At 58.9% G+C, this 15,813-nt stretch carries 11 protein-coding genes; 4 read left to right on the forward strand and 7 right to left on the reverse strand.

Annotation, left to right across the window (positions count from 1 at the left end):
- Nucleotides 1–151: 151 nt before the first annotated feature.
- Genes QEZ49_RS09105 through QEZ49_RS09120 form a run of 4 tightly spaced genes read left to right on the forward strand, consistent with a single transcriptional unit; the run spans nucleotide 152 to nucleotide 3,542 of the window.
- Nucleotides 152–1,822 carry a ShlB/FhaC/HecB family hemolysin secretion/activation protein gene (locus QEZ49_RS09105; RefSeq protein WP_280386208.1) on the forward strand — a complete coding sequence of 557 codons (1,671 nt, stop codon included), beginning with the start codon at nucleotides 152–154 and terminating at the stop codon, nucleotides 1,820–1,822.
- Between the two features lie 14 nt (nucleotides 1,823–1,836).
- Entirely contained in the window at nucleotides 1,837–2,343 is a 507-nt protein-coding gene (exbB, locus tag QEZ49_RS09110; RefSeq protein ID WP_348534804.1) for a TonB-system energizer ExbB, read from the forward strand.
- A 3-nt stretch (nucleotides 2,344–2,346) separates the two neighbouring features.
- A complete protein-coding gene (locus tag QEZ49_RS09115; protein ID WP_280386212.1) occupies nucleotides 2,347–2,769 on the forward strand; it encodes a biopolymer transporter ExbD in 423 nt (140 codons plus the stop codon).
- On the forward strand, nucleotides 2,766–3,542 hold the full coding sequence (locus QEZ49_RS09120; protein ID WP_280386213.1) for a TonB family protein: 777 nt from the start codon (nucleotides 2,766–2,768) through the stop codon (nucleotides 3,540–3,542). The genes QEZ49_RS09115 and QEZ49_RS09120 overlap by 4 nt, the downstream gene beginning before the upstream one ends.
- Before the next feature lie 53 nt (nucleotides 3,543–3,595).
- Here QEZ49_RS09120 and QEZ49_RS09125 read toward each other — a convergent pair whose 3' ends face one another.
- From QEZ49_RS09125 to QEZ49_RS09155, 7 genes are all read right to left on the reverse strand, one after another.
- On the reverse strand, nucleotides 3,596–4,573 hold the full coding sequence (locus tag QEZ49_RS09125) for an LLM class flavin-dependent oxidoreductase (protein WP_280386215.1): 978 nt from the start codon (nucleotides 4,571–4,573) through the stop codon (nucleotides 3,596–3,598).
- A gap of 1,208 nt (nucleotides 4,574–5,781) precedes the next feature.
- The gene (locus QEZ49_RS09130) at nucleotides 5,782–6,504 is read right to left on the reverse strand and encodes a sigma-70 family RNA polymerase sigma factor (RefSeq protein WP_280386217.1); all 723 of its coding nucleotides are present in this window, start codon (nucleotides 6,502–6,504) and stop codon (nucleotides 5,782–5,784) included.
- A gap of 29 nt (nucleotides 6,505–6,533) precedes the next feature.
- Nucleotides 6,534–8,777: an autotransporter domain-containing protein gene (locus QEZ49_RS09135; protein ID WP_280386219.1), complete on the reverse strand. Its 2,244-nt coding sequence runs from the start codon at nucleotides 8,775–8,777 to the stop codon at nucleotides 6,534–6,536.
- A 151-nt stretch (nucleotides 8,778–8,928) separates the two neighbouring features.
- Nucleotides 8,929–11,244, reverse strand: a complete 2,316-nt coding sequence (locus QEZ49_RS09140; RefSeq protein WP_280386221.1) for a TonB-dependent receptor — start codon at nucleotides 11,242–11,244, stop codon at nucleotides 8,929–8,931.
- A 329-nt stretch (nucleotides 11,245–11,573) separates the two neighbouring features.
- Complete coding sequence (locus tag QEZ49_RS09145) at nucleotides 11,574–12,536, reverse strand: FecR family protein (protein ID WP_280386223.1); 963 nt, start codon at nucleotides 12,534–12,536, stop codon at nucleotides 11,574–11,576.
- A 96-nt stretch (nucleotides 12,537–12,632) separates the two neighbouring features.
- Nucleotides 12,633–13,139 carry a sigma-70 family RNA polymerase sigma factor gene (locus tag QEZ49_RS09150; RefSeq protein ID WP_280386224.1) on the reverse strand — a complete coding sequence of 169 codons (507 nt, stop codon included), beginning with the start codon at nucleotides 13,137–13,139 and terminating at the stop codon, nucleotides 12,633–12,635.
- 409 nt (nucleotides 13,140–13,548) lie between these two features.
- On the reverse strand, nucleotides 13,549–15,654 hold the full coding sequence (locus QEZ49_RS09155; protein WP_348534805.1) for a S8 family serine peptidase: 2,106 nt from the start codon (nucleotides 15,652–15,654) through the stop codon (nucleotides 13,549–13,551).
- Nucleotides 15,655–15,813 lie beyond the last annotated feature (159 nt).

A 15,813-nucleotide genomic window follows, 5' to 3' on the forward strand; every position in this document is an offset into this window, starting at 1 on the left:
GGAGATCAGTCGCCCCGCGCCGAATGGGCGAAGTGTTTTGTATGTGTTGTGTTGGAAATGAGTGAGTAGCGTGATGTCGCGTACCCTGATTGGTTGTTTCTTTCCTCGCTCTTGCCGGGGCGTGAAGTTCGCTACGACAGCACTGTTGGGCATGGCCGTGATCGCACCGATCGCCGACGCACAGACCTATGATGCAGGCACTGCCGCGCGCGAGGCCGAGCAGGCGGTGGAGCATGCGCCCGAACCGCCGCGCTCCGGACCGATAAATCTGCCGCAGCTCATTGATCCGCCGCTGACGCTGGAGGATGGAGAAACGCTGCGTGTGCGCCGCTTCGTCGTAAAGGGTGGCGAAGGACTGGTTGATGCAGCAGTTGTTCGTGGGCTGCTTAAGCCATATGAGGGCCGTAAGCTCACGCTGACGCAAATCTATGAGGCGGCCGACAGAGTAACCGGGCTGTATCGCGAGGCCGGATATCTCGTCGCCAAGGCCTATGTGCCCGAGCAGGACGCGAGCGGTGGAACGCTGCGTCTCAAGATGGTGCCCGGCGCTTACGGTCAGGTCACAATCGACAATCGGTCGCTCGTGCATAGCTGGTACGTGCAGGGCATTCTTGAGCGCCATGGTGTCAGGAATGGCGCGCTGGTCCGCAAGGAAGGACTGGAGCGCGCCATGCTTCTGATGTCGGATCTCAACGGCGCGGGTATGCCCCGGTCTGTGATGGGAGCAGGACGTGCACAGGGATCGTCCGATTTTCTGTTTGAGGTGCCAGAGGAGAAGCGTGTCGACGGGTTTATCCTGGGCGACAATTTCGGCTCGCCTTACACCGGACGTCACCGCGCCATGGCGGGCGTAAATGTAAATTCGTTGCTCGGGCTAGGCGATCGCCTGTCTGCGTTCGGCATGGTGTCGGAGACAACCGACCTCATCAACTGGCGTTTCGCTTATGCGGTGCCGCTTGGTTATGACGGGGTGAAAGCGGAGGCGGCCATCTTCCGCACCACATATGCGCTGGGTGGTACGTTCGCGAACACGCAGTCGACGGGCGTTGCTGAGGGTGCATCGGGCACGCTGTCATATCCGTTGGTGCGTTCGCGCGATGAGACGATCATCGTCAGCGCTGGATATACGTATAAGCGGTTGGACGATCAGGTCTTCGATACCTCGATCAACGAACGCAACCTTGGTGCCGGTATCGCCACGATCAACCGGCAGCGGGTGGGTGAGCTGTTTGGCTTGCCGTATGTGTCCAGCGCCAATCTCGGTCTCACCATCGGCAACGTCGATTATCCCGACCCACTGCAGTTGGCCTGGAATCAGGCAGGCGCCGATACCGCTGGCAATTTCCGCAAGCTGGCCGGTGGCGTCACGGTCACAATGGCGTTGAGCGAGAAGCTGTCGTTTATCGTCGATGCGCGCGGGCAGAAATCGCTGTCGGGTAATCTCGACTCCAGCGAGCAGCTCGGGCTGACGGGCGTCTATGGCGTGCGTTCCTATAATGAGGGGCTGTCGGGCGACACCGGCTGGCTGATTACGCCTAAGTTGAAATATGCCCTGCCTGCGATTGGCGACTGGAACCACGCCGTCAGCGCATTCGCGGATGTTGGCGGCGTTTCGCTGGAGGATGGCAGCTATACGACCACGCAGCCTGACTATGTATCGCTTGCCGATATCGGCCTTGGCTACTACGGCACCTATGAATACATGAGCGGGCGCATGCTGCTGCTCAAAGCCTATCTTGCGCACACGGTTGGCGCCGATGCTGACGCTGCAAGCTATGATCGTGGCACAGTCGGTCTGGTGCAGGCCGGTATTACCTACTGAGGAAAGTGTTGTTCGTGCAGACGCAGTTGGACATTGAATGGCTGGGCCAAGCGATTGACTACGGTGTCATCGGCCTGCTCGGAGTTTTGAGCGTTCTGGTCGTTGCCGTTATTCTGGAACGGCTGGTGTTCTACGCGCGCATCAAGCTGCACCGCTACGTCACTGCCGAAGGGCTGGAGCTGGACCTGACCAAGTATCTGGTGCTGGTTGCATCGGTGGCTTCCAACGCGCCGTACATCGGTTTGCTCGGCACCGTCCTTGGCATCATGCTCACGTTCTATTCCATGGACTTTTCTGCGGGCGCTGATCCGGGCAAAATCATGGTTGGCCTTGCGCTGGCGCTGAAGGCAACTGCGATGGGTCTCATCGTCGCCATCGTGGCGGTGGTTGCGTACAATGGCCTCGTTCGGCGCGCCAAGGTGCTCCAGCTGCGATGGAAGGTACAGCGCGAGGCGCAGATGCAGGCGGCTGTCGACGCGCTGTCCTCGCGTCAGGGCATCGCCGCCGATGGGGGAAAGTGACCGATGGACGAAAAGCCTTTTGAATCGCTTAACGTCATTCCATTTGTCGACATCATGCTGGTGTTGCTGACGATGGTGCTGACGACGGCGACGTTCGTCGCGGTCGGACGCATTCCGGTCACGCTACCGCAGGCTTCGCCGACAAAAGTTGAGCAGCAGACGGAGACCGCGATTGAGATCGCGGCGGGCGGCATAATTCACTTCGACGGAGTTGCTGTCTCGAAGGAACAGCTTGAAGCCAGCCTTAAAGATCTGCCCAAGGACACCAGCTTCCTCATCCGCGCTGACAGAACTGTGCCGTTCCAGGCATTCATTGACGTCGCTGACGTTTTGAAGCGTCTCGCGTTCACCAAGGTTGGTGTGCAAACGCAGAGCGGTGGCGGATCGTCGGCTGGCAGCGGAGCGGGCGCAGGTGCAGCGCCGTGAGCTTCACGCTATCACACGCGGTCGTCGCATCGCTCTTCATCCACGGTGCACTTGTGCTTCCGTTTGTGCTGCCGCCCGTAGCAACACCGCCTGAGGATCCACCGATCCTGGTGGTTGAGCTTCAGGGGCTGGATGCTCCAATGCAGAGCGAAGAAAGAGTTCAGAAGCAGACGAAGGGCGAGGGCGCGCCACGGGAAGCGCAGGCCGCAGCACCAGAGACTCCGCCACCGCAGGAAGCCTCACAGCCTGAACAACCGCCGGAAACTGAGGAGCCACCTGAGGAGGTCGTTGAGGACGGTACGCCGCAAAAGGCTGAAGACCCAAGTGCTGAACCGCAGCAGAGTGAGCCGGTTCCACAGCAGACGCAACCATCAGAGCCGGTTGCGGCAAGTGCGGGCGCATCGGGTGCAGCGAATGTTGAAGGTGATCTGGCGCAGCAGAAGGCCCAGACAATTGCGCAGGAACAGCAGGAAGCAGAACGTTTGCGCGCCTACGTGCGTGCGCTGGTAAAGAAGGTGCAAGACAATCTCGTCTATCCCGATTCAGGTCGCAGGAAGGGGTTGAAGGGCGAGGCTAGCATTGGCGTCAGTCTGCAAGCGGATGGCAGCATAGTGCCGGGATCGCTGCGCGTAGTGGCAAGTTCCGGTCAGCCGCAGCTCGATGCAAGTGCTCTGAAAACGGTTGAGGGTAGTGCGCCGTTCGCGCCGCCGCCGCGCGCTATCACAATTGCCATCGCCGTTGTGTACGGCAAGCTCGCGAAAGACAGGAAATAGCGGCGGGCATGGGCGCCGCTGTGCGTGGATTGCGCGCGGCGCTCGTTTTTGGATCAGGCGGCGAGAGAAGTCTTGCTTAGCTCGGCGAAGGCGACCAGATCTTCGCATTGCTTGTCGTGTTGCGCGGTGATTGGCTTGACGATCAGGCTATGGGGATTGAGATCAGCCTGCAGTGCGGAGAGCTTGGCGCGGACGTCCATCTGGGTGCCGATGAGTGAGCCTTCGATGATGGGCTCAAGATCCATCCAGGGTGTCCAGGAAGGCTGCAAAACTTCCGTCGTCTTGCGCATGCGCTCAACAAATGGCTGCAGCATCATCCGTGCTTCGGCGACGGCCTGCTCCCGTGTGGGTGCGATATGCAGAAAGCGCGTTAGAACCAGGCGCGGATCTTTGTTTGGCGCGGTCTCGCGATACAGGCGCAGCGTGTTGCGAAGGTGTGCGATTGGAAACGGGGGGCCGGCCATCAAGCCATATCCGCGCGTTGCGGCCAGCGCGATCATATCGGGCGTGGAGGTGGCCACGAAGATTGGCAACGGTTGTTGCAGAGGCTGTGGTGTGAGTTCCACGCTATCGGCTTGGTGGAAAGTGCCATCAAAATCGACGCGTTTTTCGGTCAGCAGTTTTTCAACGAGAACGACGGCCTCGCGTGTGCGGGCGGACGCCTCGTCTGACGATAGACCGAAGTGCTTTAATTGCATGGGAAAGGGGCCGCCCTTGGCCACGCCCAGATTGAAGCGGCCGCCGGAGAGGATATCGACCGTCGCGGCGCCCTCAGCAACCATGATGGGATTGTGGAAGGGCAGCAGGATAGCCGCTGAACCGAGGCAGATCCGCGAAGTTCTTGCCGCCAGATATCCAAGAATGGCGAACGGATTTGAACACGCCGAACGAGGATTGAAATGGTGTTCTGCGATCCATGCCTCGTCGAAACCAAGCCGTTCCGCGAGTTCAATCAGATGCGTCTGATCGGAATAGGCGCTGCGGTAATCATTCGAGGTGCTCTCGTAAGTGCAGAACAACCCGGTCCGCATGTCCCATTCCTTTTGAAGTGCTTGCGACGGCCGACCGACGTAAAGCGGCCTGCAACTGAAGCTTTGAAGCTCAGCTGGGACCGCAGCCTTCACTTGCTCAATTGGGTGAGCTGCGCAGCAAACGATCTGCGTTCTATGTATCAGTTTCTCAAGTAATTACGAGTGGCTGGAACATCGCAAGCGGGCAGGAAAAACAATGAAACAGAAATCATCGCCTAAAGGCTGCAAGGCATGCCCCGTGTCGATGATCGGATCACGTCGGCATTGTCGGCATAAGTTCGACGGAGGAGAATTTGTGTACACCATTTGGTGAGGAGCAAAGTCTTCGGTGCCGTGACAATAGCCGTCGCAGTTACGGGCACCCATCAAGGGAGGGGGAAGCCCTTCAAGGGACGGGAAACCCGAGGTGGCTGAGAGCCCGCGCTGCGAGGCGGGCATCATCTCCGCCGCCTGCGACGAGCTTGTCGAGGCTGCGTACAAGCTTGGTTAGCTGGCGTCGTTTCAGCTTCTGATAGAAAACGCGACCGACCTGTTCGGGTGCCAAGCTCAATATGTCGGCGGCCAAACGGCAAGTATCTTCCTTCCTATCGGACAAACTCATCGCCAGCACTCCATGCGATCGCGTGGGCATCAGTATTTTATGGAGCTTCGATAGCGCAGCAGCCTGCATTTCTGATGACAGACCGGATTGTTTCGTGCGTCTGCTCAGCGAAATCTTTCACGCTCTGCACGAAAACATCTAAAGTTTGGCCGTTCAGGATGGGAGTGATCCTGTAGTGCCATTGCAACTTTCTCGGGCAACTGAATTCGAAGATATGACGGGGGTCTGACACACCTGTCATAAAGCGATGGCAGCAAGCTGCTGAGAGGCTCTCAGCTCGAATGTCGTCATCGTGGACCAACTCGACAAAAATCAGCTGCGCCGGGGCACAGCCATGGAGCAACGCTGCTGGCGTTGTCTGCCAGTGGGCGCCAAGATTTTATCCTCAAGTGTGCGACGGCTATTTTCGTTTTCTGGCGGGACAGAAGAGCCATCGCCGCCATCAATGGAAACCGGTGCATTGATCGCGTAGCGGAAGCGAATATATCGCTTTGCTCCTGCAGCAGTTGGCGAAGCCTTCGGCCGCAGTACTCTGTCACCATCGTGTAGCAATGGTCCGAGCGGTTAAATTATCCCAGTCTCCGACCTGCCGGTGAAGCGATCACGATCATGCTTCTATGGCCAGTCGCCTGCGGCAATCCTTGAGACCATCAAAGATAAGACTATGCGTTAGCGCGACAGAAATATCGAGGCGCGCAGCAATATCCTTGAGCTTCCAACCTTCGAACCGATGCAATTCGAACGCAATTCTTGTTCGCTCGGGAAGCTCGGAGATGGCCTTCATTACGAGACGCAATTCCTGCTGAGAACAGAATGCCTCTTCCGGGTTTGGCCGATCTTCGACGATCGTCTCTGGAGGGTACTCGCTGTCGAAATATGCGCGCTCAATCGAGAAACGCCTCAGCCAATCCAGGCATAGGTTGCGGACGATCCTGCGAAGATAGCTAAGCGGTTCTTTAATGGGCCGATCTTCGGCGATTGATGTCTCCAGGCGCAAAAAGGCCTCCTGGACGACATCTTCTCCGCGCGCCCGATCTCTGACGAACATCGTCGCATAATCGACAAGTTCGCGCCGGAAGCCAGAATAGTAGTCAAAGCCTTTGATACGGCTGTCTACGCGCACGTTATCATTCGCAATTGATGGTGCGGCGATCGCTGATTGCGTCTGCCGCACATTGTTATGCTGGACCTCGCAGCAGTGTGCGTCGCGCGCATGGATTGAGAACGGCACTGCCACCATGATGTTGATCGCTCTGTTCGCGCGACTGATGCGCTTCGCTCTCAGATGTCTGGCGCGGCGCGCCTTGGTCGGAGCACCGCCGTGGATCACACGGCGGCGCCCAATCGCACGATGGGTGGTCAGAACTTCAGATTGAGCTTTGCGTTAAAGCCGCTCTCCTGAACGTCGGAGCCGAACTGGCCAGTGTAGGCCAGGCCGAACGAACCGGATTCCGAGAAAAGGAAGTCCGCACCGGCTTCGACCACTGCGACGTTCTCAGCCACCGACACGCCCACCACTGTGAAAGCATCGCTGCCGGAAGTGAACGCATGCACCGACCTGCTTTCGATGTCGCCGAACGCACGCCGCCAGCCGAGCCCACCGCGCGCCACGGCGTGTACGCCGCCGATCTCGAAGTTGGAGGAGACGCGCCCACCCAGTGTTGTTAATGCGGTGTCGGTTGTCTGGCCGTTCACGCCGAGAGCGATATCACCGAAGCTTTCCGCGAAGGCATCAGTCTGCAGTCGCACATAGGCCAGGTTCACATAGGGTTCGAACGCCATCCGCGCGATGCCGATGCGGTAGCCGAACTCGCCGAAAGCCTGCAGGTTATTGCCTGCATAGCTGGCTTCAGTGCTGCCTGTGTACGGGAAGCGGAACAGGTCCGCCTGGCGCTGGATGGTGACATCGCGCGAAGCCTTGAAGTCGTGCCAAGTGTAGGCAAAGCCAGAGCGGAACGCGAGCCCAGACCAGTTGGCGCCTGCGTAAAGACCAAGATGATAATTGTCGCTTGATCCTTCGAAGCCATTGGCGTCGCTGTAGGACGAATGACTGTAGCCGGCGAGTGCGCCGAGGCGCCAATTGTCCAGCACCGCCGCATCAGCACCGAACACGATACCGCCTGCGGAACGATCAAGGTCAGAAGCGCCATAACCACCACCTTGCGACGCACCCCACGCGCCGAAGCCGGTGCCCCAGATTGCCAAACGCTCCAAAGATGCAGGTTGATGATTGGCGGCGGGGCTATCCTTAAGCGACACCTGTTCCTCGCCGAGAGCAACAGCCGGCAATGAGGGCGCAGCGACCGAATTGAACGCATCGCGCATGCGGTTGTTCATGGCATCGCGAACAAAGTGGCTGTCTTCGATCACGGCGGAGCGGGCGGAGGCGTAGCCTTCGCCAGAGAGTCGATTAAACGCCGCGGGCGAGGCGCCCTGTGCCGCGTTGAGGATGGACTGGTAGACGTCGTTCGTCGGGGCAAGCGATGACAGTGCCTGAGCAACGGCAAACTGGTTCGGCGTCTGGGCGCGTGCTGCAAAGTTCGGGCCTGGAGGATCTGTCGGATCCGTAGGGTCGGTGGGGTCCGTTGGGTCAGTCGGATCGGTAGGATCTGTCGGGTCAGTCGGCCCCGAATAATTCGGATCAACCGCTGTGATAGTCAGGTTCACATCTTCGCCAGTATAGTCCACACGATAGGTGAGATAGTCGCCCGTGAACGTTGCACCGTTGGCAGCGTTGGCGAACTCGCCCTCAATATGGTCCGCGTTAAGAATATTGTAGTTCCAGCCGCCGGAGGCAGCCTGTGCGTAGTTTACGGTCGCGCTCGGATTGATTTCTACTCGCCCGCCGTCGATCATCACGATGCCGTCCACAACCACTCTGTCGCTTTGGCCATTAGCGCCGATGTCGACGACGTATGTCGATCCCTGGTTGAGGTAGAGAGTGCCTCCCTCCCAGGAAGGGCCGCCTGCCTCCTCCGGAGTAAAGGTTGCGCCGCCGAGATCGAACGTCAGAGTACCGATATCGCCATCAGCTGCGCCCGGCCGCAGGAAGCCGCCACTGTAAAAGTAGTTGAAGCTACCTGCTTCGGCTCGAATGGTGCCGGTGCCGCGAACGGTTCCATGCTGGTCTGCTTCCAGGGGATGAAACGTCATCGAGAGATCGATGCCGGCAGAGAAATATCCGACGTCAACCGCGCCGGCGACATTCAACGTTCCGAAGTTGATCTCGATAGATTCTGCGCTCAGCTTGCCGTTGGATTCGACGATGACGGTTCCGCCGGATAGCGAAGGGTAGAACCAACCTTTGGATGGGTTGTCGTACTGGTACCGATGCTCGCCAATTCTCAGCCACCTTGCCGAGGCGTTCTGCGTGTTGACGGTGATCTCGGCTCCGGCGTCGCGTGTTCTTGCGGAAACCTTGTCATTCAGCGACGGCAATACGTCGGTTCCCGGAACGCCGGAGCCCGTCTGCTGCCATTTGGTGATGTCCGACCAATTGCCGATCCCGCCGCGCCAATCTGCGTTGACGTTCTGCGCTGCTGCCGGCGCCGCTGATCCAAACGCAACGGCAACTGTCAGCGCGAGTGGCGCCACGCTAGCCATGAGACGGTTTCGAAGTGTTCCTCCGCGTGAGGTGGATAGATCGAGTTCGAGTGTAGAGGCCATTACGCTGGCAGATACTGAGCGGTTCATGATGTCTTTCCTTCGCAAGCAAACGGGTTGACGCGTGATCCACACGCGGCGGATCAGTCGGTCAGAAGCGGGCAGTGAATGAGAGCGTGCCGGTGCGCCCAGGCGAGGCGAGACCGATGGCAGTGAGCGCGTCGAAGTAGTATTCGTCGGTGACGTTCTCGACGGAGAAGCTCAACTCTGTTTTCTCGTTGAGCTTGTAGCTGCCGAACAGATCGTAGATGCCGTATTCCGGCCAAGTTGGGGGCGGCGATAGTCCGCCTGCCTGGGTCATCACTCCACCTATGCGCTCGGATGCGAAATGCGTGCGCGCACCAAGCGTCAGCTTCTGCTCGAAGAGGCGCACGCCGGCCGTGAGGCTGCCATGGAATTTCGGAGGCACATATCCGCCGCCGGAGTCGGTCGAGAAAGTGAATGACGAACACGTGCTCGACGTCAGGCAGTACTGAATATCGATATAGTTTGTGAACGCACCTTCGAAAAAGAACCGGCCTGAGTCGTAGGAACCGGAGAACTCGAAGCCCTTGTAGATGGCGCTATCGATATTGAGGGAGAAGTAGGGGAGATTGGGCGAAGCTCGGTAGCGGACGATATAGTCGTCGTATGTGTTGTGAAATGCGGCGGTCTTGAATCGCAGTACGTCGTTAGCGACGAGCACACTATCGCGCAGGATGTTGAAGCCCAGCTCGTGGCTGTTGGCGCGTTCCGGATCGAGCCCAAACTCGCGCGCAGCCGGAGCCTTCAGGCCCTGCTTGAACAGGCCGAAAACCTGCAGGCCATCAAGCGGCGTAAGGGTGACGCCGCCATTCAAGCTCACGCCATCGCCATCCCGCTTCCACAGGCGCTCGGGAAGGCCGCGGACCCACGGCGGGATTTCATTCTCGAACCAGTCGTAGCGGATGCCGCCCGTAATGCTCAGCCAGTCTGCCGGTTCGAATGTGGCATTGGCGAATTCGGCTAGGGTTGTGCGCTTGCCCGTTGAGCCGCCGCCCCAAAAAGCCGTGGGATCTCCCCAATAATTCTGGAAGGTATATTCCGCGCCCGTGTCCAAGCTCAGCAGGCCGACTGACGTCTCGAACTTGAAGACGTTGCCGATGTCGCCGCCAACCATGGTGCTCGTACGAACGTCGTTCCAGACATCGCCTCTCCCGAGCATCGCGACGGCGAGATCCGTGTGCCACACATTGGCACGCACGTTGATGAGATCGTTGTTGTCGGGGTTCCAGCGGTAGCGTGCGGTGTAGGATTTGGCGGCGATATCGACCAGCGGCCACTCGATGCCACCGAGCAGACTTCCCTGTTCTATGATCTCGCCCGAGATTGAATCATACGTGCGATAGGCAAGCTCGAGTGACTGATTGTCAGCCCACTTCAGCTTCCCCTTTGCGAGTAAGGATTCCGTCTCTTCGGAGCTGTTCGGAACTTCCTCCCCGGGAGCGCTGAACTTTTCGGTCGGCGCACCCCAGCGGTCGATGCCACCGATTTTGCCGTTCGTGCGCGTGCCGGCAAAGTAATTGCCGCGATTGCGCTTTGCGTATGCGACGATGCCTTCAAAGTGCTCGTAGTCGACCGCGCCTGCAAGGCTGCCGTTCCAGGCGTTACCTTCGAAGAACGACGGTCGGTCACGGGCTTCGATATTGCGGTGGTCGATGCCGTAGGGCAGCGGCTTGATGGTGTTATTGCCGATCCCGCCCTTGACCTGGACGCCCCAATTCTTGTCGCCGGTGATGATGTCGGGCGCAGAGATCGTGCGCATGGCGACAAGGCCGCCGATCGTGCCATTGGTCGGGCCTTTTGTTATGTCAACGCCAGCAATCAAGTCCGGATCGATGTAGGATTCATCGCGGCTGCCGATGTATCCGCGATCGGAGCTGACGCTCTGCTCGGCACCATCGATCGTCGTCTTAACGCGATCTGCTCCCTGAAGACCGCGTATGTTGGGCTGGATTGATGTGCCTCGACTGCCGGCGGAAATTACGCCGGGCGTCGAGCGGAAGATGTCGCCGGCCGTCTGCGGACGCACGCGCTCAATCTGCTCGCGTGAGATGTGCGATACGGAGCCTGCAGTTGCGAACGGCGTATCGACTGTGAATGCTTCGCCGGGCGCCGCGCCGCCGCTGTTGCTGCCAGAGACGTCGATTGTATCGAGCGCGATAGCACCGTCCACCGCCGCGGCTTCATCACCGCCACCCGCTGCGGGATCGAAGATCCGCACAGTGTTCGCGCCGGAGAAGCTGTAGCTCAGGCCCGTTCCTGCCAGCAGCTGATCGATCGCTGACTGCGATGAAAGCTGTCCGCTGACGCCACCTGTCTGCTTGCCGGCAGTCAGCGCGCTGGCATAAACAAGTTTGAGATTGGCTTGGCGACCCAGTGCAAGCAAGGCGCTTTCTAAAGGTCCGGCCGGCACAGAGACAGTGACCAGCGCCCCCTGTTGCGCGCGTGCCTGCGTTCCCTGGACTGTCAGTCCACCTGAGAAAACCAGCGAGCTGGCCAATATAGCCAGCCCGCATCTGCTCGCCTGTCTCGGCGAGACGACCCTAACGGCCATTCCGTGCCCCCAATACGCATTACAAATCGTGGGGGTGCGTACGCATCACGCACCGCTCTACTGACTAAGAGCGCTGCTGTCGGCAAACTCCTGACGTTGATCCGAAGAAAAATTTTGCGGCACGCGATTTGAGCGCTTCGAGATGAGCGCGATCGTATTCTTCAGCGAGCTTTGCTCCGCACGACAACCGCGACACCCGGCAGCGCTGTAACGGAAACAGGAAGACTGCTTTCGATCTCGCGCAGCGCTTCATCGGTATCATTGAGGTCGAATATTCCCGACACCCTCTGCTCGGCGGCGGCATCGTCGACGACGTAAATATGGCCGTGGCGATAGCGGGATAGGACTGTCAGCACTTCACGCAACGGGCGTCCCGAAAACACCAGCTTGCCAGTGCGCCACGCCGTTGCGCTGGAAACGTCCAATGGCGTCACAGTAACATCGCCACTTGCAGTTAGCGTTGCCGCACTGCCGGCTTGAACCAGAACCTGTGTGCCGCCGCTGCGTACCGCGACTTGCCCTTCCTCGACCAGAACATCGCCGCGGAACTGGCCGTCAGCTGCTCGCATGCTGTACTGCGTTCCAACTGCTTGCGCCGTTAGCGCTCCCTCGTCGGCAATGAACGGACGCTGCGGATTTCTTGCGACGTCGAAGAAGGCTTCACCGCGCAGGATCTGCACGCGCCGTTCGTTCTCCGAATAGTCGACGATGATTGCCGTGTTGGTGTTGAGGTCGACGCGCGTGCCGTCGGTGAGCACTATGCTGCGCACCTCGCCAACCGTCGTGTAGTAGTCGGCGCGGATACGATCGAGGTACCCCATCTGGATCATCGCAGTGGACAGTAAAACCAGCACCGCCAGACCTGCTGCCTTCGATACGGTTGTCCGCCGCCGGGCACGCTTGAGCTTCTTCAGTTGGTCTGGAGGAACGGGAATATCTTTGAGGTCGCCCCAAAGACGATTGAACTCATTGAAGGCATCGCGATGGGCAGGGTCGCGCTCAAGCCACTCGGCGAACTTCCGGCGGTCTTCATCGGTGGCGTCGCTGGACTGCAGGCGTGCAACCCAACCGGCCGCTTCTTCGGCAACGCGATCCATGTCCGTCTTGTCGCGATGGTCAGTCATGAATTACCCGGCCGATGACGACCGCTCCCCCGAAGGGAAAACGGAATAGCAGCTACTTAACTAGAGTCAAAAAAGTGCCGCCACCTGACGTCGACCTTAGAAAATAATCTCGGCGCGTGCTTGTTTGCAGTGGATCAATGCCTTGATGATGTGCTTCTCGACCATGTTGCGAGAGATGCCGAGGCGCATCGCGATCTCGCCGTTGGGCAGTCCGTGCAGACGACTCAGAATGAAAACTTCCTGGCAGCGATTGGGGAGTTTCTCAATCGCCTTGGCGAGTAGCAGCAGGCACTGCCGCCCGTTGACGATTTGCTCCTGACATGGAGCATCCAGGGCCTGCTCGGCGCCGGCCTCGTCGGGCAGGAAAAGCCGTGCATCAGCTGCATACCGAGCCGTAGTTCGGCTCGCGACGGACTTGGCGATCTGGAACAGATACGCCTGAGGATTCTCAATGACCGTTTTTTGCGGAACGGTGAGAAACCGCAGAAATGTTTCCTGCGTGGCGTCGGCTGCATCGGCAGCATTTCGCAGGCGGCGCTGGAAAAAGCGAAGCAGACGGCCTTCTTCCGAACGGTGTAGATCCTGCACCAATATCCCGAGCATCCGGGTGCTCCAACTCAGAACGCCTCAAAATAATTCAGGTCAGTGGCGGAGCCGTCGTCTGTCGCAGGCCGAAAGTACGCAGAGGCAAACCGGATCACACACCACCGATCGCCACTCAAAGCCTAACGAGAATTCTCCCGCAACATGAAAGATTTAGAGCTTCTCTACAGAACGCCGGAGCGCGTCTTCCACAAATATTACCTGACAAGTATAGTTAGTGGTTGATATTGCAGCCCTTTGTCGATGAAGCGCCCGGTGAGCGCGGATCTGATTTCAGATATCAGCCGCGCTAAAATCCTGGACTTCGTTGCCCTGCAGCAACGAATCCGGCCGCGCAGATTTGGCTCAGTGAGAGTGCGCGCGACTCAAGGGAGCGCAAACTTAAGCCGGTGATTACCGGGCTGATCACCTAGAACCGTATGAACGCTCCGGCAGAGAATGAGTTGTTCTGTGCATTCTCCTGGAAGCGGCCGTCATAGGCAGCGAAGGCGCCGACCATCTCATCAAATCTCAACACGTCGAACTGAAGACCTACGCGGAAGATATTGCGTCCGATTTGGTTGGCATTGGCGGCCAGCGTATTGCCCAGCAGCTCGAAGCCGACAGGCACGCCCACATCGCCACCGAGCCGGCCATAGCCAAGATCGACCGCAGGCGAGAAATTAAAGCTACCCCAGGATATGCCGGCGGTTTGCGCTCGCACACCAATGCCGCCTTCAGTCTGATCCAATCGCGTGGCGTTGACTGCAAGCGAGAAAATATCAGCGCCGGTTTCTATGCCGCCGCTGGTGCGTTGATTTAGGTACGTGACATAGGCGTATGGCGCCAGCGTATGCATACCCAATCCGTAGAGGTGGCCGCCTGTGAGACGGCCGGCAAAACCGTTGGTGTCATTGGAGGAGTAACCGGCGAGTCCTGCATTGCCCAGCACGGTGTTGTTTGTGCCGCCAATGCCCGTTCGCTTGTAGGTATTGTCGAAGCGGTTGCCGCCGATGATGCCGTCAATGAACCAATTGTCTTCGAGCCAGGTCGCGTATGCGAAGCCATGCCATCCTTTTGCCGATCCGTCATCGCCGGTTCCGCGAATGTCGATGTTTGAATCGGTGTAGGCGATAGCAACGCCTGCGGTGATAGTGTCGTTGTCGATCAGATCGTAGCCGCCCACGGCACCGCCGAGAGTGGCGCTGGAGCGCGGAGAACCGTCGATGCGTGCATAGGCGCCGATGCCTTGCGCCCACACCGCCGTGCCGCGACCGTTGGTCAGCATCACTGCGGTGTCGACGTCATCTCGGACAGGCGGGCCGCCGAGCGCCATGGCCGGCACCGCGCTGGTGTTGGCGATGATCTGAGCGACGGTCGTTTCCGGCGTGCCGCCGCTACCGCTCGCCATGATGCGTTGCGCGCTGCGGTTCCAGAACGTCGTCACCAGCGTATCCACGGCGGCAAAGCGCGCATAGCTGGAGTTGACGAACAGCGCGCCGTTATCGTCGCCGTCTTCCGGGTCGTCGCCGGGATCGATAACGTTGACGAGGTTTTCGATGCTGAGAAGGCCCCAGCCGTAAGTGCTGTCCAGGCCCGGAGTGCCCATGTCGGTAGCGGTGCGTAGCACGAGGCTGGCGAGATCGGAGCCGGAAGCGTTCGGGAACATCTGCTTGGCGATTGCTACTGCGCCCGTAACGTGTGGTGCTGCCATTGAGGTGCCTGACAGCGTACCGTAAGTGCTGACGGGGATTGTTGAGTAGATGTCCTCGCCCGGGGCGGCCATGCACCAGACTGCTCCTGCGCCGCAGCGATTGACGTCCTTATCAAATACAATCTCGCCGGATGGAGTACGGAGCACTGATGTAACGGTTATCCAGCCTGGCATTAGCTCGGGGAAATGATACGGCAACCCTGCATAAATATCCGGATTGGATAGGTGCTCGTTACCCGCTGCGAAGACGATGACAGATTGATCGTTGATCGCTCGACGGAAAGCAGTCAGCAGGGGTTGGCCGACGATAGTCTCCACTTGTGCCCTGGTGACAGTGGTTATGTCGACTTCGCCTCCGTTTGGCATGCCCCACGAATTGTTGAAAATCCGAATGCCGGCGGTCAGGGCCTGATTGTATCCGGCTGCTCTGGACGTGTTAGGGCCACGCGAGCTTATGGTCGAGAGCAGGACGCCCGGCGCGACACCTTCCATGCCGACGCCATTGCGCGCGGCGCCAATAATGCCAGCCACATGTGTGCCGTGTTCGGAAGCTGGATCGTCGAGGGGATTGTATTCGAATGGCAGTATCCGGCCGGAAAATTCCGGATGCGTCTTTTGTATTATGCCATCGACCACGCCGATGCTGACTCCCGCGCCAGTATACCCCTTTTCCAAGGCGTATTGCGCACCGACGACCGCAAGGCCCCATTGCGCATTGAACTCGGCATCCATAATCGGTTGGGCCAAAGAGGGCGAGGGTTGGACGTAGAGCAGCGTGCAGGAGGCAGCCGCAAGTGCCATGATCCGGCGAGAAGCAGGCATGCAATTGTCCGATCGATCTATTGCTTGAATGAATGCAAATGCGACACAGACGCGGATGAATTCCGGCGAGATACATGCGACATCAATATGTCAAGCACTATTCGGCGATCTGATTCTGCGGCTCAAGCGCACAATTACTTGGAGCGAACGAATTTGTTG

The sequence above is a fragment of the Hyphomicrobium sp. D-2 genome, from assembly GCF_029872155.1.
In the GTDB taxonomy this organism is placed as follows: domain Bacteria; phylum Pseudomonadota; class Alphaproteobacteria; order Rhizobiales; family Hyphomicrobiaceae; genus Hyphomicrobium_A.